The 22,649-nt window shown below is 41.8% G+C and carries 19 protein-coding genes; all 19 read left to right on the top strand.

The features are described 5' to 3' along the window. The first annotated feature begins 32 nt into the window (after nucleotides 1-32). Nucleotides 33-653, top strand: coding sequence for a DUF4355 domain-containing protein (locus H9564_RS02260; RefSeq protein ID WP_191683932.1), 621 nt, complete (start codon nucleotides 33-35; stop codon nucleotides 651-653). A gap of 42 nt (nucleotides 654-695) precedes the next feature. Then, entirely contained in the window at nucleotides 696-1,739 is a 1,044-nt protein-coding gene (locus H9564_RS02255) for a replication protein (protein WP_191683931.1), read from the top strand. A 144-nt stretch (nucleotides 1,740-1,883) separates the two neighbouring features. After that, nucleotides 1,884-2,243 carry a phage head-tail connector protein gene (locus H9564_RS02250; RefSeq protein WP_191683930.1) on the top strand — a complete coding sequence of 120 codons (360 nt, stop codon included), beginning with the start codon at nucleotides 1,884-1,886 and terminating at the stop codon, nucleotides 2,241-2,243. Further along, on the top strand, nucleotides 2,236-2,586 hold the full coding sequence (locus H9564_RS02245) for a hypothetical protein (RefSeq protein WP_191683929.1): 351 nt from the start codon (nucleotides 2,236-2,238) through the stop codon (nucleotides 2,584-2,586). The genes H9564_RS02250 and H9564_RS02245 overlap by 8 nt, the downstream gene beginning before the upstream one ends. Nucleotides 2,587-2,590: 4 nt before the next feature. Further along, on the top strand, nucleotides 2,591-3,121 hold the full coding sequence (locus H9564_RS02240) for an HK97-gp10 family putative phage morphogenesis protein (RefSeq protein WP_191683928.1): 531 nt from the start codon (nucleotides 2,591-2,593) through the stop codon (nucleotides 3,119-3,121). Nucleotides 3,122-3,150: 29 nt separating this feature from the next. After that, entirely contained in the window at nucleotides 3,151-3,540 is a 390-nt protein-coding gene (locus H9564_RS02235) for a hypothetical protein (RefSeq protein WP_191683927.1), read from the top strand. A 12-nt stretch (nucleotides 3,541-3,552) separates the two neighbouring features. After that, complete coding sequence (locus tag H9564_RS02230; RefSeq protein ID WP_191683926.1) at nucleotides 3,553-4,140, top strand: hypothetical protein; 588 nt, start codon at nucleotides 3,553-3,555, stop codon at nucleotides 4,138-4,140. A gap of 22 nt (nucleotides 4,141-4,162) precedes the next feature. Further along, complete coding sequence (locus H9564_RS02225; protein WP_191683925.1) at nucleotides 4,163-4,699, top strand: tail assembly chaperone; 537 nt, start codon at nucleotides 4,163-4,165, stop codon at nucleotides 4,697-4,699. Between the two features lie 346 nt (nucleotides 4,700-5,045). Further along, the gene (locus H9564_RS02220) at nucleotides 5,046-9,479 is read left to right on the top strand and encodes a tape measure protein (RefSeq protein ID WP_191683924.1); all 4,434 of its coding nucleotides are present in this window, start codon (nucleotides 5,046-5,048) and stop codon (nucleotides 9,477-9,479) included. After that, a complete protein-coding gene (locus H9564_RS02215; RefSeq protein ID WP_191683923.1) occupies nucleotides 9,480-10,442 on the top strand; it encodes a phage tail domain-containing protein in 963 nt (320 codons plus the stop codon). Continuing rightward, nucleotides 10,439-12,781: a phage tail protein gene (locus H9564_RS02210; RefSeq protein ID WP_191683922.1), complete on the top strand. Its 2,343-nt coding sequence runs from the start codon at nucleotides 10,439-10,441 to the stop codon at nucleotides 12,779-12,781. The genes H9564_RS02215 and H9564_RS02210 overlap by 4 nt, the downstream gene beginning before the upstream one ends. Continuing rightward, nucleotides 12,768-17,381, top strand: coding sequence for an alanine-zipper protein (locus tag H9564_RS02205; RefSeq protein WP_191683921.1), 4,614 nt, complete (start codon nucleotides 12,768-12,770; stop codon nucleotides 17,379-17,381). Before H9564_RS02210 ends, H9564_RS02205 begins: the two co-directional genes overlap by 14 nt. 2 nt (nucleotides 17,382-17,383) lie before the next feature. Beyond that, nucleotides 17,384-17,797, top strand: a complete 414-nt coding sequence (locus H9564_RS02200) for a hypothetical protein (protein ID WP_191683920.1) — start codon at nucleotides 17,384-17,386, stop codon at nucleotides 17,795-17,797. Beyond that, complete coding sequence (locus tag H9564_RS02195) at nucleotides 17,787-17,924, top strand: hypothetical protein (protein WP_191683919.1); 138 nt, start codon at nucleotides 17,787-17,789, stop codon at nucleotides 17,922-17,924. The genes H9564_RS02200 and H9564_RS02195 overlap by 11 nt, the downstream gene beginning before the upstream one ends. A 9-nt stretch (nucleotides 17,925-17,933) precedes the next feature. Further along, nucleotides 17,934-19,778, top strand: coding sequence for a GDSL-type esterase/lipase family protein (locus tag H9564_RS02190; protein ID WP_191683918.1), 1,845 nt, complete (start codon nucleotides 17,934-17,936; stop codon nucleotides 19,776-19,778). A 14-nt stretch (nucleotides 19,779-19,792) separates the two neighbouring features. After that, nucleotides 19,793-20,890, top strand: coding sequence for a BppU family phage baseplate upper protein (locus H9564_RS02185; RefSeq protein ID WP_191683917.1), 1,098 nt, complete (start codon nucleotides 19,793-19,795; stop codon nucleotides 20,888-20,890). Between the two features lie 12 nt (nucleotides 20,891-20,902). Continuing rightward, complete coding sequence (locus tag H9564_RS02180) at nucleotides 20,903-21,274, top strand: hypothetical protein (RefSeq protein WP_191683916.1); 372 nt, start codon at nucleotides 20,903-20,905, stop codon at nucleotides 21,272-21,274. Between the two features lie 11 nt (nucleotides 21,275-21,285). Next, a complete protein-coding gene (locus H9564_RS02175) occupies nucleotides 21,286-21,426 on the top strand; it encodes an XkdX family protein (protein WP_191683915.1) in 141 nt (46 codons plus the stop codon). Between the two features lie 114 nt (nucleotides 21,427-21,540). Beyond that, nucleotides 21,541-22,638, top strand: a complete 1,098-nt coding sequence (locus H9564_RS02170; protein WP_191683914.1) for a hypothetical protein — start codon at nucleotides 21,541-21,543, stop codon at nucleotides 22,636-22,638. Nucleotides 22,639-22,649: the final 11 nt, after the last annotated feature.

Genomic DNA, 22,649 nt, shown 5'->3' with positions numbered 1-22,649 from the left:
AGCCGACGGGCGTAAAACGGGAGGATTTTCAAATGTCAGAAGAAGTAAAAAAGAATGTTGTCAATACTGAACCGGAACCAAAGGACAAGGAAAAAACAAACGAATCTAAGCCGGAATTTACAGATGAACAACAAGCTTATATCGATCGAATCGTTAGTGGAATCAAGAACGAGAATAAGCAAAAGATGGCTGATTATGAGCAAAAAATGGGCCAAGCCGTTGAAGATAAGGTTAACGAACAGTTAGCTGAACGAGAACGGCGGGCCAAGATGAGTGCTGAAGAAAAAGCGGCCGATGATATTAAGAAGCTCAAAGCAAAGAACGCTCAACTTAGCGCTCAAATTGAGCAACGCGACCGAGTTTCTTTCGGACACTCAATTGCTGATAAGTACAACGTGCCATCTAGCATGGTTGGGCGTTTAATTGGTAAGACTAACGAAGAGACTGAAAATAATATGAAGTCATTCGCTGATGAATACAATAAGGCGGTTCAAGCTGGGGTTGATAGTCGATTAGCTGGTACCAAGCAACCACAGATTGGCTCGCAAGCCAACATTGATAGCACCAAAAAACTATTGGATCTTTCATTGGACGAACAGACGAAACTCTACAAAGAAAATCCAGCTCTCTATAACCAGTTAGCAAGTCGCTAGTTCGTTTTTATTTTTGTCAAAATTAGAAAGGAAGAATATTAAATGACGGATACACGCTTTCATTTGGCGGACGCAATCATTCCTGAAGTGTTCGCTAACTACGTACTAAATCAATCAATGAAGACTAACCGCTTGGTTAAGTCTGGAATTTTAACCAATGACCCATCACTTGGCAGTCAATTACTAGCACCCGGCGACTTTATCCACATGCCATACATCAATGACATCATGGAAGGACCAGACGCTCAAACTTGGACTGATACCCAAGACATCGCTGTTAACGGTCTTACTACCGGTGAACAACGGGCTTTCAAGTTCCGTCAAGCTCAAGCATTTGGCTACACCGATATTTCACAACAAGTATCAGGTGCACCCGCACAATCAACCATTTCAAATCGGTTTAGTGCTTACTGGAACAACCAAGACCAAAAGTTGTTGTTCGCTACATTAAAGGGTGTCTTCGCTAACTCTGATATTGCTACTGCTAAGAAGTATGAAGATTCTGGAGTATTTAGCGCTCGTGGTTTCCTTGCTACTATTGCTAAGCTCGGTGACCTTCAAGACAACACCTTCAACAAGATTGTTGTTCACTCTTCAACTTACGCTGAAATGAAGGCTCAACAATTGATTGAAACAGTGCAACCTGCTAACGCTGTAACTCCAATTTCTGTTTACAACGGAATGCAAATTGTACAAGACGATGACCCTAACCTGATTAACGATGATGGTTCTGTAACTTCATACGTCTTTGCTAACGGTGCTGTTGGCTACTCAGTTGCTAACCCACAAAACGCTGTTGAAATCGAACGTGAAGCACGTAAAGAAGGTGGACGGACTAACGTTATCAACCGTCGGGTAGTTACTACTCACGTACTTGGTACTTCTGTATCTAAGACCTTCGCGCCTGCTGGTCAAACCGTTACTATGGCTGAACTTGCCAAGGGCGACACTTGGGCTTCAATCGTTGACCCACGTCACATTCAAGTTGTGGCTTACAAGGCTAAGTTAGATAAGGAATTCGCCCCAGTTGTTCCTACTGTCAAGCCAGCTACACCTCAAGTGGGACAAGGCGATAAGGGAAAATAACACCGCTCGACAATAGCGGAGCGGGCGTTACGTCTGATAATACAGTAGCCGAGATTAAACAACATCTTGATAACCAAGGAATTGACTATACTTCTACTATGAAGAAAGCCGACCTGCTCAACCTAGCAAATGGTGGTGATACCAATGGCAACGCTTAGTATTCAATCAGAAATCTTAGGTGACGTTACAACAGCGCTAGGGATTGATGATCAAGACCATCTACCAATGATTGAGTTATATATTAAGTTGGCTTGTAAGTCGGTTGCTCTTTATACCGGTGAAGATTACAACAACCTGCCAGATGCACTTACCGGAATTATTACCGAGATGGCACTCGCTAAGTTTGCCAAGCGTGGTAATGAAGGTAAAACCCAAGCGGGTGAAGAAGGACTAACTGACCAGTGGAGTGAGGACGACTTAGCACCTTACATTAGCCAGCTGAACGCCTATCGTGATAACAAGGCACAGTCTGGTCGTAAAGGCTGGGTGATGAGTCTTGACTAGAGTTAGAGATGTTTACTTATTGAAAAAATCAGCTACTCCTGGTAGTGGTGGGAACCCGTTCGATAAGCACTCGCATTATGTTGTCTTGGAGAAAGCTCTCTTTTGTCGAGTAAATGACTTGGGTTTACAAAAACAGACGTTACTGTTTGGCGGTGATAGCTTATATCAAGACGCCAAAACTGTGATTGTTAATGGTAGTCCACCGCTACCAGATAAGATTGCATTCGTTGATGAATATGATCCTAAAACTGAAAAGGGTATTCTTTATGATGTGAGAATGCCACGAAGTCATACCAACAGTGTGGCTTTTTTTATTTTCAACACTAAATCAAAGGTGGGGTGATTAGATGTCGATGAAAGATATCGTTGGTAAATTGATCGACATGAACAATGCTGGCAGTTTAACCGATGACAACATCAGGCCGGTAGTTGAATATCGTGTAACAGATAATTACTCTAAGCCAATGACACAGGTAGCTTCTGAATTAAAGTCCCTAGGGATGAATGAAGAAGCTGAACGGATTATTCGTCAGATTGGATTGATTAACTCTGGTTCGGAATCAATGCTTACTGAACTCGGTCGTCAAAACGTAAGAAAAGCCCAAATAATTGAACGAGGAATGGTAGGGCATGGACGAAGCGGTTATGTTCCTACTGGTAATTTAATGCGGTCAATTAAGGCTCACAAGCTTACTGACGGTCGTATGCAAGTATATCCGGAAGCAACAACTAAGAAAGGTACTGAGTATGGTGGGTTCGTTGAATATGGAACGCGAAAGCACCCAACACCTGAGCCATTTATGTATCAATCTAATAAGGAAATGCAATCAGTTATTAGCAAAGAAGTAGCAGAACTAATGAAAGGAGCTGGCTTCTAATCGACAATCTACTATTACCACGTACGGACATGTTGCAGAGTGTCATTAAGCTAGTAAGTCCTTATGCGACAACTGTTTTAACTGGGGATGAAGCTAATAATCCGAATACTTTTCAGCTAGAGTATCCACAGATTATTGTGCAGATTCCTTGGCGAGTTGAACAATCTCGCTACAAGTTAGTGACTACTGGTGTCTATACCCAACAAATTGATCTTTATTGGAATGCTGATGAGGTGGGTTCGCTAATGGATACGCTAGACAAGCTAGAAATCCTGTTACCTCATCTCAAATTAACTCAATATCCGTGTGAATATCAGACAGACAGTTTGATATCACCGCAACCACAAGTCGACACGACAACTTCAACGAAGTTAATTCACGGAGTTGTTCGAGCCGACTTTTTTATTACTGAAAATTAGGAGGAATAAATAATGACAGTTAAAAATAAGACTGTAAAAATGGATGCTGCTAATAAGTACATCTATTTCATGAAGCTAGATGATGAACCAAAGGCAAACAAGGCTCGCATGATTGGATTACAAGGTCAAACCTCTGGTACTAACACCCGTCAACTTCAAACACTCCAAACTAAGATGTTCGATGTTAAGATGGCGGGTTCTGCTAACCAACAACGGACTGTGTTGGCTTACTTCCAAACAGGTGACGGCTTATGGGATGCCTTAAAGCACGCTTGGAAGGACCAAATCACAATTCACTTGTACCGGGTTGACTTCAACCAAGTAAGTGGTACTAAGCCAAGCCGTCAAGCACCTGTTGAATATGCACAATGCATTATCTCAACCTTGCCAAACACTGAAACTCTTAACTCTGTATTCCAATCTTCTGTTGTTTTTGAAGTGCAAGGAATCGCCCAAGATGGCGTGATTACTGAAGACCAACTTGAAGATGATGCCTTTGATCTTGGTAATGCATTGTACGGAATGCTTAATCCTACTGAAGTTGGTGATGGTACTGCTACTCAAGTTCCAGGAAGCGTTTCAACAGGTAAAGACAAGTAGTTTTAACTAGGAGGTAAGACTAATGGAATTAAAATTTGGCGATAAGGAATTACAGGTAAAGTTCAACTTTGCAAGTCTCTCTCTTTGGGAAGAAAAGATCGTTGATAGCGACGGTAAGAAGCAAGAAGATAGTGAGATTTTTGATGTTTTATTTACCGGATTGGTTCAAAAGAACCCACGTACCTTGGTGAATATTTTGAACGGTGGACTGGCTTATTTAGGCAAGGACAAGCCCATGTATTCTGAAGTGTTCGATGCTGTCTCCGACCTCATGGGTAGCGAAGGCATTGACAAGCTGGCTCAAGATTTGATGGCCGAATTAACCGCTAACGGTTTTTTCAAGGGTTCGATGAAGCAGTGGATCAACTCCATCGAGCATCAAATCAAAGGCTACGACAAGTTCTTCAAGGAACTCAAGAAACCAGCGAAGAACGCTCCAAAGGAAGAAAAGGAGCGTTACGACAATCTGGTCCAACGGTACAACTTACTCAAAGACCAATCCAAGCCGTTGCTCGACGAATTCGACAAAATGCTAAAGGATACCGGGAATACCTTGTAATTGCCCGGCAACAAGCAGGAATCACTTCAATTAGTGATTTTGAACAGCTAAATCCTTACCTCCTTGACGCAATGATAGAAGGCTATGAGCGTCAGCAACTAAATCAGCGAGTGAAACTAGCTAATATGCTTCAGCAAACCCCGCTAATGGCTCAATGGGTAACCCTTGACCAAAACGGTATTTCTCAAATCAGCTCTGCCATTCAGGAATCAATTGAACAGGAATTATCCCGTATTGATAAAGAACATAAGAACGAGTTAGATGCTAATGATGAGGAAGTTAAGCAAGCTGACATCATGGCTAAGATTCTTAAAATGAGGAAATCAAAGCAGAAAGGAGGTAAATAATGGCCGTATACGGAAACAACATTGATATTAACGTCATTGGTAACGCGATTACTCAGCTTCAGGCAATTCAAAACGAATATATGAAGCTGAAGCATGATCAAGGCAAGGATATTCATGTTGGTGTTCAAGACCAAGCGTCTAATAAACTCAATGAGATTGATGAAAAAACAAAGAGAATCCCAACTCGTCACGAAACACGAATGAGTGTTAGTGGTACAGGTGGGATTCTTAATTCTTTTAATCAGCTTCGAGAGCGTGCTTCAACTACTTTTAACTCAATCCAAGCTGATATGCGTAAAACGGGAGAGAGTGCTCACCGTTTACGTGATATTATTGCCGGAACTGCTATCGGGCAAGGCGTATTCAACGGTATTAGCACAGCACTAGGAACGATGAAGACCGGAATTCTGGGTGCTGTTAAGGCTGGGTTTGAATATAATGCTGAGCTTGATAAGATGAACGCTACTTGGACGACTTTAACCGGTTCTGCCGGTAAAGCCGACAAGATGACTAAGTCAATCATCAATCTTTCTAATACTTTAGGCCAGTCAGTCGATGTTACTGATGAATTAGCCCAACAGTTCTACCACGTTTTTGATAATCAACCAGAAACAGAAAAGCTAACTAAGTCATTCCTGACGATGGGTGACGCTATTGGCTTGTCTGGTGACCGTCTAACCCAAGTGGGGATGGACTTTACCCACATGCTGTCAGCTTCAACGCTACACTTGGGTGAATTGAACCAAATTACCGATGCTTTCCCAATGTTTGGTGAAGCTTTGCTTAAATACGAGCAAAAGGTTCAGCATAGTTCATCATTAACGATGAACGAACTGCGAAAGCAAATTTCGGCTGGTAAAATTTCAGCTAAAGATGCCGAAGCGGTTATGAATGAACTTGGCGACAGATACAAAAAAGCTTCCGACAACTTAATGGGTACCTTACCCGGCATGCTTCGACAAATTAAAGCCGAGGGTAAAGGACTTCTTGGTGCAATGGTTGACCCACTCAACAAGGCAATCAACCCAATTATGAAACAAGTATCAGAATGGGTTGCTGATGACCGTACTAAGAAAGAATTTAGCAAGCTTGGTAATGCAGCTAACGTAGGTGTTGCTGCTATTATGAAATCTTTCGCTGACGCTTTCGGTGGTGGTTCGATCAGTAAGGCACTCGACAACATGGTCAACGGTCTTACTAATGCTGTAACCCAGTTCTCAGAGTGGTTAGCTCGTAACGGCGCAAGTATCATTAAGATATTTGCTTCAATAGGCAGTATTGCCAAGAGTGTTGGTACCGGATTCATCTATGCGCTGTCTGATTTCTTGCATCTAATTCCGGGCGTTCACAGCTCAGGGATGAAAGGAATTGCTGACGCTTTCGCTGAGATTGCTAAGCACCAAACCGCTTTACAGATTATCGGTCGTGTATGGGCTACCTACTTTGTGACAACTAAAATTATGGGTGCTGCGAAGGCAATGAATGAGCTTTACAAAAATATGCTGGCAATTGCTACATTAAGTAAAGTTCAATCTCCTACCGGTGGCTTATTTGGTGATTTAATGCACCTTGCCAATGGTCGAGAAGCAAAAGTAGTCGATGCAGCTGCTACTACTCGATTAGCTCGTTATGGCAACATTGAAAAGCAAGGTGTACAAATAGCTCCTTATCTTGATGAACGAGGTTTTAAGGCTTCATGGGGTCGCTTTGTTAGAACGTTACCAATCATTGGTGGTAGAGCCGGTCAGCAAACAGGTGAAGCCGTAAGCAAGGGATTGCTTGCACGCTTTGCCGGAGGTATTACCGGCTTACAATCGCTAGGTAAAGGAATTGCTGGGAAACTAGGAGCCGGTATAACTATTGGATTAAGTGCTATTGATTTAGCACGTGGACTAACGCCTTCATTCAAGGGAGATCGTCTTAAAGAGATAGGCCGAGGCGCTGGTGGATTAATTGGCGCTGGTATTGGTGGTTATCTTGGTGGACCCGCTGGTGCAGCAGTTGGTTCAATGGCAGGTCAGGTTTTTGGTGGATATCTATTAAAGGGTATCGCTGGAATTTTGAAAGGCGCTTATAAACTTGGCTACACACTTGGAGAATTAATCCAAGGGAAGATCAGTTTTTCAACTCTTGTTGGCAAATTCCAAAAAGCATGGTCTGGAATGATTAGCTGGGCTGGTAAAGAATGGGATAAGTTCAAGAATTGGTGGAACGGTGAATCTACTCCATCGAGTAAACACTCTTCTAGCAGTTCAAAGCAACCATCTCAACAAGTTGTCGAGTCTTTAGGTGGTAATCACTACTCAAAGACTGATATTGCCAACGTTAAAGCAATGAACAAAGCAATCACTGATTACATTGGTTCATTGAAGAAACTAAAAGCAGCTATCAAAGAGAATGACCCGACTAAACAGCTTAACGGCATGAATAGTCGACTCAATAAGTCGATTAAGGCATGGGATAAGTTAGCAACTCCAATTAAGAAGATTGGTGCGGCATTCAAATCACTCAATTCCTTTAACAAGGAAATGGGAAAGAACGATGCATTCGCTAAGCTCAACAAAGATTTACCTAAGCTTGAGAAAAATCTAAAAAATAATAAGATTGCTCAATATATTAAGAAGCTATCTAGCGAACTCAAGAAAGCAAATCTTACCAAAACTCTTGATAAGATGAACACTTCCGTCAATCGGAGTGCAAAATACTGGAAAGAGTTAGCTAAACCAGTCAAAACATCTGCCGATTCATTCAAGACAATGGATAAGGCGCTCAAGGACTTCAAGGGTAAGAATAACCCGCTTGACCGCTTAGATAATAGTGTTGTTAGCCTATACAAGACAGTTAAAAAGTATCAGTTTGGTAAAGAACTGGCTCAGCAAATGACTGTTGCTGATAAGTCGATGAGTGGTAAGCATAGTTTCGTTGGTAAGTTCTCATCAATGACAAAGACGATCGAAAAAGAACTGCGCTCTTTCGGTCGTCTTTTTGATCGGGATTGGAAGAATGCTTGGGAACATATTGATACCTACCCATCTCGGGGGTTATCTAAGGTTAATAGCACTGTTTCAAGTCGATTATCCTCAATTGAAAGTCGAGAATCTAGTTTTACTAGTAAGTTCTTAAGCGGTTGGCGAAGCTGGGTAAGCGATGTTGTTAGCTCAATGCGGAGTGGTTTTGAGAAACTCCCTGGGATTGCTCAAAGGGCAATGTCAGGAATTGTTAGCCGGTTGAACAGTGGTATTTCAGCTATCAATAACGTTATTGGTGACTTTGGCGGTGATAAGAAGCTAAGTTCAATTCACTATGCACGAGGGACATCAATGAGTGGTTACTCGGGTCACCCAGGTGGCTTGGCAATGGTCAATGATGGACTTGGTCCGCATAAGCAAGAACTTGTCTGGCAACCATCAAGTGGCTGGCAAGTATTTGCTGGGTTAAATCGTCTAGTTAATCTAGAACCAGGTTCACAAGTTATTGACGCTGAACATTCTGACCCAATTCTGCGTGCTAATTCAATTCCACATTATGACAGTGGAACACTTTCAGAGGATGAACAGGATAAGATTGCTGAAGCATTTATCAATAACCCGGTAAAGGCTTCACGTGATTTAGTCTTAAAGGTTACTAATTGGAGTTCAAGTACTCCGATTGTGCCAACCTTTGGTAAAGCTACTGCTATCGGTTTCTCTCGGGGGATTGCTAACGTCTTAAAGGACTTGCTAGGAATTATTAAGGAACCAATCAATGGTGACTGGACTCCCGTAATTAAATCTGCTGCTCGCTTGCTTCATTTCCACATCGCCGGTTGGCAAATTTCTAAACTGTTACGGCAGATTCAAACTGAATCAGGTGGTCGTGAAGTAATTACTAACAATTGGGATAGCAACGCTAAGGCAGGGCACCCGTCACAAGGGTTACTGCAATTCATTCTGTCAACGTTTAACACGTGGGCGGTTGGTAAGTACCACGACATTAACAAAGGTTTTGACCAGATTTTAGCTGCTATCAACGCACTTAATCACGGTGGCGAAGGTGGCTGGGGCAATATCGGTAATGGTCATGGCTGGGCTAATGGTGGTCACATCATGCAGGCTCAGTTTGGCTTGGTTGGTGAAGATGGTGATGAATACGTTATCAACCCTAATAAGCCAAACGCCATGAAATTGATTCAAGAAGCAGCTAGGGACGTTATACACCGCAACCCTAATATCCGGTTCACAATGCCGAAAATTGCCACTGCTCAATATCAACCAGCAAATTACCTGGTATCACAGAACAGTGATTCAACTAACCCGCTTGTAGGATTAGTAAAACAGGTAATCGAACGGATTGATGGAATTAACCTACAACCTGTTGCCTTTGTTGATGACGCTGCTAGAGCTACTAATAAGTACAACGCTAAACGAATTGGAATGATGAAGGGAGGAAGATAGATGGTTCAAGTTTTCTCAACTAAAAAGGATGTGCCAAGTATGTATCCTTTCTTGCTTCCTACTGAGAATGGGGTAGGTGCAAGAAAGTATTATTATTACCAACCGATTGAGTATTCAATTTCAGCTGATGGTAAGACTTGGGATAGTTGTTTTGATATTCCGGATCTTGAGGGAGTTTACTGTTATCGTTCTCCTGACGTTCAGCCGGCTGTTCAAACCGACAACCTGAAAAAGGTTGGGCTAATGGACGGACAACGATTACTTTCAAGCTCGTACGATACTCGACAGATTACAATGCAGGTAGTTGCAATGGATAATATTGATGAAAGCGATTCTCTATTAGCTTATGACGCATTACAGAGATTTCTGGTTAGCCGTGAAGCTTACTGGATTTGTTTCTCTCAATGGCCTCAAAGAATGTACTATGTTAAAGCCAAACTATCAGCGCCTACGTTTACCGCTAATAGCTGGTCTGCTACGGTAACCTTTACTGACCTTATTGGATTGAGTCGAAGTGTTACTACATCGGTCAACTATGAAGACTACCTTGGATTTGGTAATAATTTCCCTGATAAGAAACTACATTACACATTCACCAGCAACTATTTTACGGTTTATAACCCATCAAACGTCATGATTGACCCACAACGGCGTGGGCATGAGCTGAAGATAACTCTTGATGGGAGTTCAAGTGGCAATATGAAGATTGTTAACAATACAACTAATACCGAGTTTGGTAGAACTGGAATGGTTACTGATTCAAAAGATGGAAGCAAAACCAAGAAGTCTAATTTTAATGGTAGGTATGTTATCAATGGTGTTAGGCCAACACTAAATGGTAAATCTGATTATCTAAATTGCGATGGCGGCGTTATAGTTCTCGACAAAGGGCCAAATATCATTGAAATCCAGAACTTCTCAGGAAAAGTTTCTTTTGACTTTCCTTTCTGGTGGCTATCATGAAGTTGCTCGAAATTACTAATAATCTGAATAATCAGACTGATACAATGGCCGAACCTTTCGATTGGAATGATTTATTTAATTCATTTCAAGTTAATTTTCAAATTAACTCTGCATATGAAATCTCATTTACTGCAACTTACACCGAGCAGTATAAGTATGCTTTCAACATGCTAAAAATGAAGCGCTATCTGTGGTACAAAGATCAATATTATGTAATTCAACAGTTAGAAGAAGGCCTTGATGATAACGGCTTGCCAACGATGCACGTAACAGCAAATGCTATGTTGATTGACCTAATGAAAAACGTCCGCTTGGATAAAAAGCAGCCTACTGAAGGCAATCCTGATGTAAGCGGAAATGATTCGTCTGATTCTAGTGACGATAAGAGTGATCAGCAACAACCAGCTGAAGTAATTAAGAAAACCGATGAACAGCAAACTTATACACTTCAGAACCGGTTAGATCAATTCTTTAACGGTAACGATCAAGGCATTAAATATGAGTTACATGGTGATTTCCCGCAAGCGGCTGTTGACTGCACGGGATCACTGTATGAGTGGCTAGGGCAAAATTTAGTAACTTTTGGTGCTTACTATATCCCTAACAATTTTGTTCTTGAAATTTACGACTTACCATCTTTGAAACGGCCAACCGATCAAGTCTTTTACTACATGAACAACACAACCAATGTCAACATTCAAATGGATGGTAACGATATGGTTAACGAATGCGATGTTTATGGTGGGAAGATGGAAAAAGACATTAATGGTGGTGCTGGTGGCGGTGGTAACCTTGATAGCGCTGTTGGATTTGCTAAATCGCCGATTAACGCTAGCTTTGGTGTTAATAAGGGCCAAATGTGTCAAGACTTCGCTAACCGTGATGTTCGTGTTCGTGCTTGGGGAGTAGATGTTAATAAGCTATACGATACTGTGAAGAGTGCTGGCGTTAGTCCCGAGTGGTTTTTTGCATATGACTTACAAGAAGGTAATCCGACATCATTTAGTTGGTTAAATCACTTTGGAAACCACTTGTCCGACCCGTATGCCGATGCACAGCGTGTATGCAATTGGATAAAACAATGGGCTTTCAGTGACGGTTTTACACCTGCTTCAGGATATGGAGCGTACGCTAGTCCACAATTAACTGCGCAGTGGAACCAAGAGTTTGGCAAAGGCACTATTGGTAGGCTTTATTTGCAAGGAACCGCAGCAGCTGTTATGGAACTAGCCAACGAAAACATGGGACGATATGGAAAACCATTGCAAGGATGTGTCAACCAAATTAAAGCATGGGGAGGCCATACTGTCTCTTCTGGAGGCGGAGGTGGATGGGGATGGCCTTTCCCTTGTGGTGAAGGCACATTCTCACAAGCCCAAAAGTTCGGCTATGATGGCGGTTATCGTACTAATAGTTTTCACGACGGCCTTGATTTTGGTTCAATTGATCATCCGGGTTCAGAAGTACATGCCATTCACGGCGGTAAGTGTACAATTAGCCGTGCTTGGGGTAGTGGTGGCATTAACTGGTATTGCGTAATCACTGATTCAACTGGATTGAACGTTGAATATCAGGAAGCCTTTGGTTCTGCAAGTGATATCTATGTAAACGTTGGCGACAATGTTCAAACGGGCCAAGTAATTGGTCGTCGGACTACTAATCATTTACATGTTGGTATTACTCGACACAGCTTCCCTGAAGCTTTTCACCATGCTTTTAGTAACGATGGAACGTGGTTAGACCCACAAGCAATGATTAAATCAGGTGGTGCTAATATTCCATCTAACAGTAGTGATAACTCCCAATCTGTATCAGAAACTTATTATGCCCTTTACTTCCACTATCGTGATGAAGATAGCATCAAGAAGTATGGCCTGCATCGGGGCTCACAAATCGTTATGGACTCTATCTATGATATGAATGCATTAAAGAACTATACAGAAAATACTGTCAAGCATGATCCGCCAACAACCTTAAGCAATAACGTTGTTGATGTTGGTAACATGGACATTCATTTAGGCAATACAGGAAGACTTGTCGTCCCAGAGAATAGCATGAACACAGAGGTCACGCTAATGGGGTATCATTTTAACCCGTTCAATCCCAATGCCGATTCTGAACTAACTTGGAACAACAATGGTTTGACTATGAAAGATGCCATTTTTGCTATGTATCAAGACATTAATCAAATTAACAAAAACGTTGATCAACTTGATTATTATGGTGCTATTGGTGGCCGTAATGAAAATCATTTTGACAACTTATTATTCTCTAAAAACCAGGTGGATGATATGGTCAAAATCAGCAGATCGGAGGGTAAAGGCAATGGCGACAAATAATCAACATGAGAATGTACAAAGCCCAGGCGATAACGATAAATATATTCAACCGATCATTGGCAAATTAGGTTGGGATACTGACAATCCTAAACTATATGGCATGGGATACTCACGTGATAACGGTCTAAGCTTTCATGTCTTTGCTTCTTTTGATGGATTCATTTTTGATGGGGCAGACATTGATGCTATATGGGATGCCGGTACTAAGGATAAAGTCAAAAAAGAGGTTGATTCTGCTACTGCTGAAATTCCTAGTGCTGTTTCAAATGCTAGTGAAGCTGTTAAACGAGCGGATTCAGCGGTGGCCAATAGCAAGGTTAACTCCGATGCAATTAAAGCAATGAATAGTGCTATTGCAGCGGCTCAGGACGATGTTAATAGTGCGGCAGCTGCTATCCAGCAAGCAAGGGCCAATGCCTCTAGTGATGCCGCTAATATCAGGTCTGACGTAGCTAAAGTTGAAAGCGAAGTTGCTAGTGCTAAGTCCGCCAATCAAGATAGTGTTAACGCACTTCAAAGTGACATTGATGCTGCTAAAAAAGATTTAGCAGACGCTCACGGTGGGCTACTAAAGGCCCAAGCGGCTGTTGAGCAAAATAAGAAGCTGATAAACGACAGTGTAGCTAAGATTAACAACGACATTGCTCAAAATCGCAAGGGCTTAGCAACCACCAGTGATCAACTAACGAGTGCACAAAAGCTAATTGCAGACAATCGCCAAGCCCTCAATTCAAGCGTTACTGACATTAATAACAAGATTGCACAAGACCGCAAGGATGTGGCGGCGGCCCAACAAGCTAATGCCGATATGGCAAAGAAACTTAATAGCTATACTAATCAGGCAATAGAGCAAGGCAAGACCATTGAGAAACTGCAAACTGACGACAATAGCACGAAACTGACAATTGCCGATATTAAAGGAAACGTCAGTCAAGTACAAGATAGCGTTAATGGTCTAACTGCTAACTTAAAAGATGCTAATAACAATTTGGCAGCGGTTAAGGCGTTAGCTGACTCGTTAAGCGCTACGCTGACTGATCACGGTAAGAATATCGCTAGTTTGCAAGCGACTGCTAAAGAATTGTCATCGACGCTTAGTGATGCTGACGGGCGTCTTAGCAAGGTTGAGCAGACCGCTAAGACACAGTCAACTACGTTAAGTACTGTGCAGGGTAACCTGTCGCAGGTGAAGCAGGAAGCTGATAGCTTAACTGCTAACCTGAAGGATACTCAGGGCAACATTGCCAAAGTCCAGACTACAGCTAAGGGCCTGTCTGAACAGATCACTACCGCCCAGGGTGATATCACAGCACTCCAGACCGATGTCTCTGGTATCAAGGCCACAATTGCTGACCACGATAAAAATATCAACACCCTTCAGGTAACTGCTAAGTCATTGACTGACATCATGGCAGATGCACAGGGTAACATCAGTAAACTTCAGACGACCGCCGCTGGGCTGACTAACAAGTTCACGGATCAAAGCGGACGGCTCAGCAAAGTTGAACAGACCGCCAAAGAGCAATCAACAACGTTGAGCACTGTGCAAGGTAATATATCGCAAGTTAAGCAGACAGCAGATGGCCTAGTGACAACGCTGAAAGATGCTCAAGGTAATATTGACAAGCTTCAGCAGACTGCTAAAGGCACAACAGAACAGATTAGTAGTGTCCAAGGTAATATTACAACCTTGCAAACTGATGTTAATGGTGTTAAGACCACGATTGCTGATCACGAGAAGAATATTCACACTTTACAGGCGGATGCTAAGTCGTTAACCGATAACATGACCGACGCCCAAGGAAATATTAGTAAGCTCCAGAAGACGGCTGACGGTGTGGAAACTTCGCTAGAAGATGCCTCTGGTCGTTTAAGTAAGGTTGAACAGACTGCCAAGAGTCAAACAACGACAATAAGCGGTCTGAAGGATAACTTTACACAAGTAAAGCAAGAGGCCGATAAGCTGACAGATACCTTGAAAGATGCACAAGGCAACATTGCACAGGTTCAAACAACCGCTAAAGGTCTATCAGAGCAGATTGAATCAGCGCAAGGCGATATATCTAATCTGACTAAGACGGCAACTAGCATTCAAGCTTCACTAACTGATCACAGCAAACGAATTGCTACCGTAGAAGCTCGTGCAGATAAGCTTGAGTCTGATATGAAAGATGCTCAAGGTAATATCACTACGGCAATGCAAACAGCTAGTGAAGTAAGTGTTACCGCAAGTGATGCTAAGTCAAATGCAGCAACAGCGGTAGTAACAGCGAACGGTGTTAAAGCAGTAGCACAAGACGCTAATAGCACCGCTACTGAAGCAAAAGTCACGGCTAGCGAAGCTAGTGTTATCGCAAGCAATGCTAAGTCGGACGTACTGACAGCTACTACTACCGCTAGTGATGCAAAATTGCTTGCTACAAATGCCAACTCACAGGCAATGGAAGCAAACGCAACAGCTAACAACGTCTCAATTAATCTTTCAGGGATTGAGAAGACGGCTAACAATGCAGCTAGTCAAGCAAGTGTTGCAACTTCAAAGGCTGACCAAGCTGGTTCAAATGCTAATAAGGCACAGGAAACCGCTAATCAAGCAAATTCTAGTGCTAGTAAGGCACAAGCGACTGCTGATAATAATGCTAAGCAAATTAACAGCGTTGCTAATACGGTTACGACAGTTCAGGCTAGTGTAGAAGCAACTCAAAAAGAGCTATCTGGTAAGGTTGACCAAGCAACAATTGATTCAACTAACAAGAGATTAGAGGATATCAATGCTCAGGTGTCTGTTGTTGCTGGAGAAGTTCGTTCTAAGGCAGAACAGACAACGGTTAACGGGATAGCTACTGATTTAAACGGTATTAAAAATCAAGTTGAGTGGAAAACTGTTAGTGGTCCTTTTGATGCAAATAACTACAAAACTGCGACACGAATTGTTTATCGTGATATGCAAGCAAGGAATACACCGAATGCAGGATGGTTTTACTTCACAGTTGAGGGAACTGGTGACCGGGTTAAACAAACTTTAATGCGAGATAATGCTGTTGATACCTGGGTACGTTATTGGAATGGTTCTTGGTCTGGGTGGACTAAGCAAGCAACCAGCAATGATGTTGCTAACCTACAAGCTCAAGTTGATAAACATAGTACTGAGATTAGTAATAATACAAAAGAGATTCAGCTAAAAGCCGATTCACAGACAGTTAATACGATTAATCAAACGGTGCAACAACAGCAGGCTCAACAGAAAATACTTGCTGACCAGATTTCTTCAAAGGTAAGCTCAGAGGATGTTGAAAAAGCAATCAATAACAGAGACTTTGCTACTAAATCTTTGGTTGAATCCTCGATTACACAAAAAGCTGGAGAAATAAATGAATCAATCACTAGCCTGTCTGGAGATATTCAAAACATCACGGCTTCAATTTCGGGGCTACAATCAACCATCAAAACAAAGGCTGATGAGTCACAAATTACCCAACTAAATAATTTAGTTCAAAGTAAGGTTAATACAAAAGATTATGAAAGCAAGATTAGTCAATTAAGTGACAATATCAATGCTCGAGTAGCTAAAGGTGACCTAATCAGTCAGCTTAATATGGAAGCCGGACAGACCTTGATTCAATCTAAGAAACTTTTCTTAGATGCAGATTCGGTTGTCTTCTCTGGAAAAGCTTTTATTCCTGATGCGGCAATTGCTAACTTGAGCCTGGATAAATTGACAACGGGTCATATTACAATTCCTTTGACTGATAAATTCGGTAACGAGATTGAACTTGGTCGTGAGGGAATCGAAATTTCTTCGTTATATTCGAGTATTGATAGAAAAGAGCCGGACTCATCAGCTAATTCAAATGATTCTTTAGCTAGCTCAAGCCAAACAGATAATAATGCTGTTCAAGCCGCTTCTTTGATGAATTCATTTGCAGCGATTGCTAACCAACCTGATGATAGTGGCGGTTCATCTGGCAATGGGAATATTCCTGATCAACCGGATAATCCCGATCATCCAGACACTTATACAAGATCTGCTAGTTACCGGATGCGACTTACTGCTGATGGATTACGAATGATTCAACGTGTTCATTATAAGAATGACCGTAACGGTAAAGAAAGCGATCGTGATTTTACTGAACTACAAGTATCTCCGGTTAATGCAGTCGGTACCGAAATAACTGATGGAGCGAATGGCTTAGCGTTCTTGACGGGAGTTGATGATAATGACTATACAACGGGCAATCAACCGGCTTCATTTCTTGCCTTGGGAAATGGCAAAAAAGTAAACGAGAAGGGAACAACTTTTCACAATTTAGATGTCATTTATTCGGCAACTTCAAGAAGTGGTTATCCAGCAGGAATGCACGTTAATACGCATTTGCATATCTTACCTCCCGGTGCTGATCACAGCATCCAAGCAGTCTGGGTTAGTTGGTCTAACTGGGATGGTGGTGAAAAGTATCCAGCTCTAGTTCAAGATGGCGCAAACTGGGGAGGAATTTGTTTCCCTAAATCTGGTAGGGTGACGTTATTTGATGCCGATGGTCGTTACTATACTCCAGATAGGAACACAGGAATTGGTGCTTATAACAGTTATGGAGGCTAAAGATGAAGAAGACGGTAGTTTTAACCGATGAAGTTAAAAATGACGACAACCGATTGATTGCTCGGATGCGGGTAGTTCTTAATGGTGATGGTTCAACGCCTAATGTGATGACAATGGGAACAGATAACCCGGTTGGCTATAACGATGATGGCACACCGATTTTTCCAGATGTTGATGATAGCTTGCTCAAGTCAGCTCAACAGCAGATGATGGCTGAAGCAATTAAGGAACAGAAGCAACTCACTAAGGAAAATGGCGGTGACCCATCTAAGGTGAATGTGATTGGTGCTGAGACTGAAACGAAGACAACGCCCACACCGCAACAGACGATTCAAGCTTCGATGATGAAGAGTATCGCTTCATTGCAGATGCAGGTAGCGCAATTAAAGAAGGAGAACAAAGATAATGGAAACTAAGGGTGTATTAACTAAGCTAGCAATTCGCAATGCTAACCTTGAAATTGAAATTGCTACATTACAAGCACAGAACGATGAATTAAAGCAAAAACTAGCTGATTTACAAAACAACAGCAAGAAGAAGTAGGCGATTAACATGAAGATTATTATGTTGGGTGATTCAATCACTCAAGGATGGAATGGCTCTCAAGTTACACCATACACGTTAGCCAACACAATCGAAGCAAAAACCGGCAACACAGTAACAAACGCTGGAATTGGTGGAACTTTGGTCAATTCTGGTAATAATTGTTTTAGTTCTGTAGTCAACAACTATAATTTCAAAGATTATGACATGGTAATCATCATGTATGGGACTAATGATTTTGGGGCTCAAGGCGAATCGTTAAATACTTTAAAAGATGGTTATCAGCAAGGATTGGATAAAATCAAGTCTGATAACCCCAATATTCAAATTCGTTTGGTAACGCCAATTCGTGATTATGCTGTTGGCAGTGGGGACATGACATGGAAGAACGCTGTAGGCGTTAGTCAGAACATGATTAATGATGCAGTAGTTCAGATTGCTCGAAATAACAACGCTGAAGTCTATGACTGGCGAGACAATCCAGTTGTTACTAGCTCTTCACAATTGGCACCGGATAAGATTCATCCAACTGATGTAACATACAAATCTATGGGTGAGGCATTAGCTAGCTGGATTGGCATTAGAAGCCAAGTAGTAAACACTGAGACTGATATTTTGAGCGAGATTGAACAGTACAAGTTCATCTATTTTGGCTTTGATCCAGCTGGAGAAAATAGTTCTAATCTTTGGAAAGCTACACCTGCTTTGTGTGGTTCAAATGATGCAATTGACTGGACGTTAATTGCTGAGTTCCCACAATTAGGCAATTTACGTGATGGTAATATCGCTAAGTACAATGATTACTACTGGATTACGGGGACGACCGGGTTGTACCGCACTAAGGATTTTCAAACGTTTAAGTCGTTTGACGTATCGTTCTTACAGCGTGACGGTTATACAGATATCTGGGCCCCAGAGTTCTTCACTGATTACAGTGATAATTGGCATCTGGTCTGGGGTGCGGTATCCGATTCTCGACACGTTTACGTGGCTGACTTTGACCCCGAAACGGGTGAAGTTACTAATTCGTGGCAGATGGTCAATGAAGATCATGGAATGGACCCGCACATCTGGAAGATGAATGGTAAGTATTACCTGTCAATTGATGCTTACTGGTTGTATGAAGCCGATTCATATATGGGACCGTACACGCTGATTAAGAATAACATCGAACATTCAGATGAGAATGGTAAAACAATCTGGTATGAAGCTGGGGAAACCTTAGTTGATGGTGATACCATCTACTTCTATTGTGATCACATTACTGGTTCAGTTCCCGGTGTTACCGATTCCGGTCAGATGGTTGTACAAACTGCTAATATTCACGACCTCAGTAAGTGGACTGGTCCTCAAAATGTCACCTCAAGTATTAATATGCGACATGGTTCATTCTTAAAAGTCGAATCGGGTTCTGATGCAACGGTCACTAAAGTTAGCTTGACCCACATTGATAAGCCGTTCGACCTGGGCATTAATACCAAGCACAACTATGAACAGTGTCTCTCTGCAATCAACACAATTTATAACCGGTTTGGTAAGTTGCTAGGTGACGATGTAGGTGCTAAACCAGATCATCTACAATTACGAAGTTCTGGATTAGACCGGAACGCATGGCTATATATTGTTCATGTATTCGACCAACTAGAATTAGAAATTAATAAAGCCGTTGGAGTATTTCGCTCTAACGGCTTTGCTAATATTCGGACGAGGCAAGACTTTGATTATATTGAGCTGGTTCGACCATTGAATTTGATGATTGATACCAGCTATCAAACTACTTTGAACAACAACTGGGACCAAGTTCAGACTACTTTAAATGATTTACTGGCGGTTCTCACTAAGTTCCACGCATAGAAAGGAGATAAACAATGGCTTATAAAGATTACTTAGAAGTTGATATTGAAAAGCCAGTCTCGACTTTTGTTGACTTAACTAATTACTTCCAAGCACGAGTTGGTGATGCTAAGGCTTACTGCAAGCTTCATATTAAGTCGGGCAGTAATTCCATTGACATGACTAACAAGAAGATGACCTTTTATGGTAAGGACAGCAATGCCACTCCGTTTGCGGCAGCTGGTGGTTTTGATGATGACCAACCGGGTGATGACCGGCAATTAGGGCTAATTACCTTTTACTTTCCGGATGGGATTTTTCAAAAAGAGGGCAAGTGGCAAGAAGCCTATTTCAAGATTCAAGGCGAAGATGGCTCTGACATCTCAACAGTTAACTTAACCTTAAATGTTCTGCCAAGCCAAGTTGAAATGGGGATCAGCGTCCGGCCATTTATTCCTGAATTGGAAAAGACCCGAACTAAAATCAATCAGGCCTTGCGAGAAATGAACGCTCAACAGTTGTTGAACCAAATTGAATCTATGAAGACCACTGTTGGGGCTTACACCGATTTGATTGAGCAACACGCTGTCCTTAACAAACCAGAAACGGTTGATTTAATTAGCGGAATTGTTAACCCATTCCGTCAACAATTAACTAGTCAGATGAACACATTGAGTTCTAGCATTACTAGTCAAATGAATGCAGTGAAGGCAAATGTCACCGAGCAAATAGAAAAAAACAAAGTTACATACGAATACTTTAATGGAACTATGATCAATGGGTGTACCGGATGGTGTGGCGGTTGCCTGGTTTACATTCAAAACATCGCTATCGGCTTTATCATGGGGTGGACTCATTTCCCTGAAAAGTCATGGAAAAATATTAATTTTGCGACGAATCCGCTGTCGTCAAAGGTGGACTTTGCAAACTTGCCAGCAGGAGCAACCGTTATGCTCATTCCTGCTGGTAGCACTGCCCGTCGAGCTATGAAATGTGCTCCTGATGAAGGTAGTCATTTTCAACAAATTGGATTATGGAACTCAAATAGTGACTACAATTCAGAATCTTACAATGATGCTGCTAATATTACGTATGAGTTTTCGTTTGTTGCAAGTCCTGACCAATTGAAGTAAGGGGGTTAAATCATGAACAACGATACAGTTCAAGCATGGGTATACGATACAACTAATAAAAATAAGTTAGTTGGGGTAATCAACGTTCCTCGTGGCTCTCAATTACTTGTTGGTCAAACTTATATCAAACCTGCCGACGGCCTTTATGGGACTCCACGGTTTGATGAAGAACAACTCCGCTGGTTTGGAATGACCAAGGAAGAGTGGCAAAAGACTGACTATCTTAATGGCGGTAAAGAATCAATTCAACCTAGTCCACAACAGCAAATGATGGCTAGTTTAATGAAAACAAATGCTGATTTGCAAAGACAAGTTAAATTGCAAGCTACAGTTAACGCTACGATGATGAAAAGTATTGCAGAATTAAAATCAGAAACTAAGTAGGAGGTAATCACATGGCTAACGATGTAATGTTTAATGTCTACAAGTCATATTATGAATTAAAATTGTTCACTGCAGATGATATCAAATTGTTTGTAGAAGTTGGTGACTTGTCACAAGAACAAGCTAATCAAATCCTTCAACCGGTAGCGTAAAAATACATAGTCGCCATAGAAAATCACAATACATAAATAAAGCGTACGAAAGCGTTAAAAATTTAACGCAATCGCACGCTTTTTATTATGGGCGGCTTTGAGAAAGGAGAAAAAATGCGAACACTTGTTTTAAATAATGATTGGGGAAATTGGAAGTTCGGTGATACCGATGCGGTGATGACCTTTATACCAAAAACCGACGATAAAACCCCCAGTTATGATGGTAATGTATTGACTTTTAAGATTGCTCAAGCAAACGGTCTAAAAAGTGGTGACTATGTTGCTAGTGCTCCGGGACACGTTGCTACTAATAGTCAAGATGTAGAACTGGATACGTCCGATTTAGCTCAGTTGGAACCAGATACTTATGCAGTTGAGCTCTGGATTACTAACGGGGTAACAAAGAAAACACAAGTTTATCCTTCAGAATCCTACTGCTTCTTTACTATCGACCAAAATACAATGGGTGTAACTGATATCAGTAACATCTCCAACAAGACACTTCAAGCGGTTTATGCCGACTTACTACAAAAGGTTAATGCTTTCAAACAAGGGGCAGCCGGTAAGGATGGGGTAACACCTAAATTAATTGCCGGAAATATTACTAAGTTAGCACCGGACGCCCAGCCGACGTTCTTACTGACACCGTTACCTAATGATCCTAACACTTATCGAATTGACTTAGGACTACCAAGCGGGCCGAAAGGTGATAAGGGAGATAGCGTAAAGGGAGAAAAAGGTGATCCAGGTGAAGACGGGGTTACTCCTCATATTGATAAAGCTACCGGTGATTGGTTCGTGGGCAGCTTAGACACAATGGTAAAAGCTCAAGGACCAGCTGGAGAAGTACCTGATATGAGTCAGTTCGTAAAAGTCGATGCACTTAATCAACAATTAACTACGATTAATACTGCGATTAAGTCACGAGTTACTAGCGATCAGTTGCAAGCTGTTGCAGATGCTAACGCTCAAACATTAAGCAAACTCAACAGCTTAATTGCTAGTCTTTCTAGCGCATCGGATTCAACCCCAACCAGCTCTAGTCAACCAGCTTCTACGAGTGCTTCAACTAGTGCTAGCCAAGCATCTTCTACGAGCGATTCGGCCTCAACTAGTGCTAGCCAAGTTTCCACGAGTGCTTCAACCCCAACCAGTGCTAGTCAACCAGCTTCTGCGAGTGCTTCAACTAGCACCTCACAAGCTAACGGATAGAAGGTGAGGAA

Origin of the sequence: Limosilactobacillus avistercoris, assembly GCF_014836425.1 — a bacterium.
GTDB lineage: Bacteria > Bacillota > Bacilli > Lactobacillales > Lactobacillaceae > Limosilactobacillus > Limosilactobacillus agrestimuris.
The sequence above is the reverse complement of the archived record's forward strand: the minus strand, read 5'-3'. Positions and strand labels throughout refer to the sequence as shown.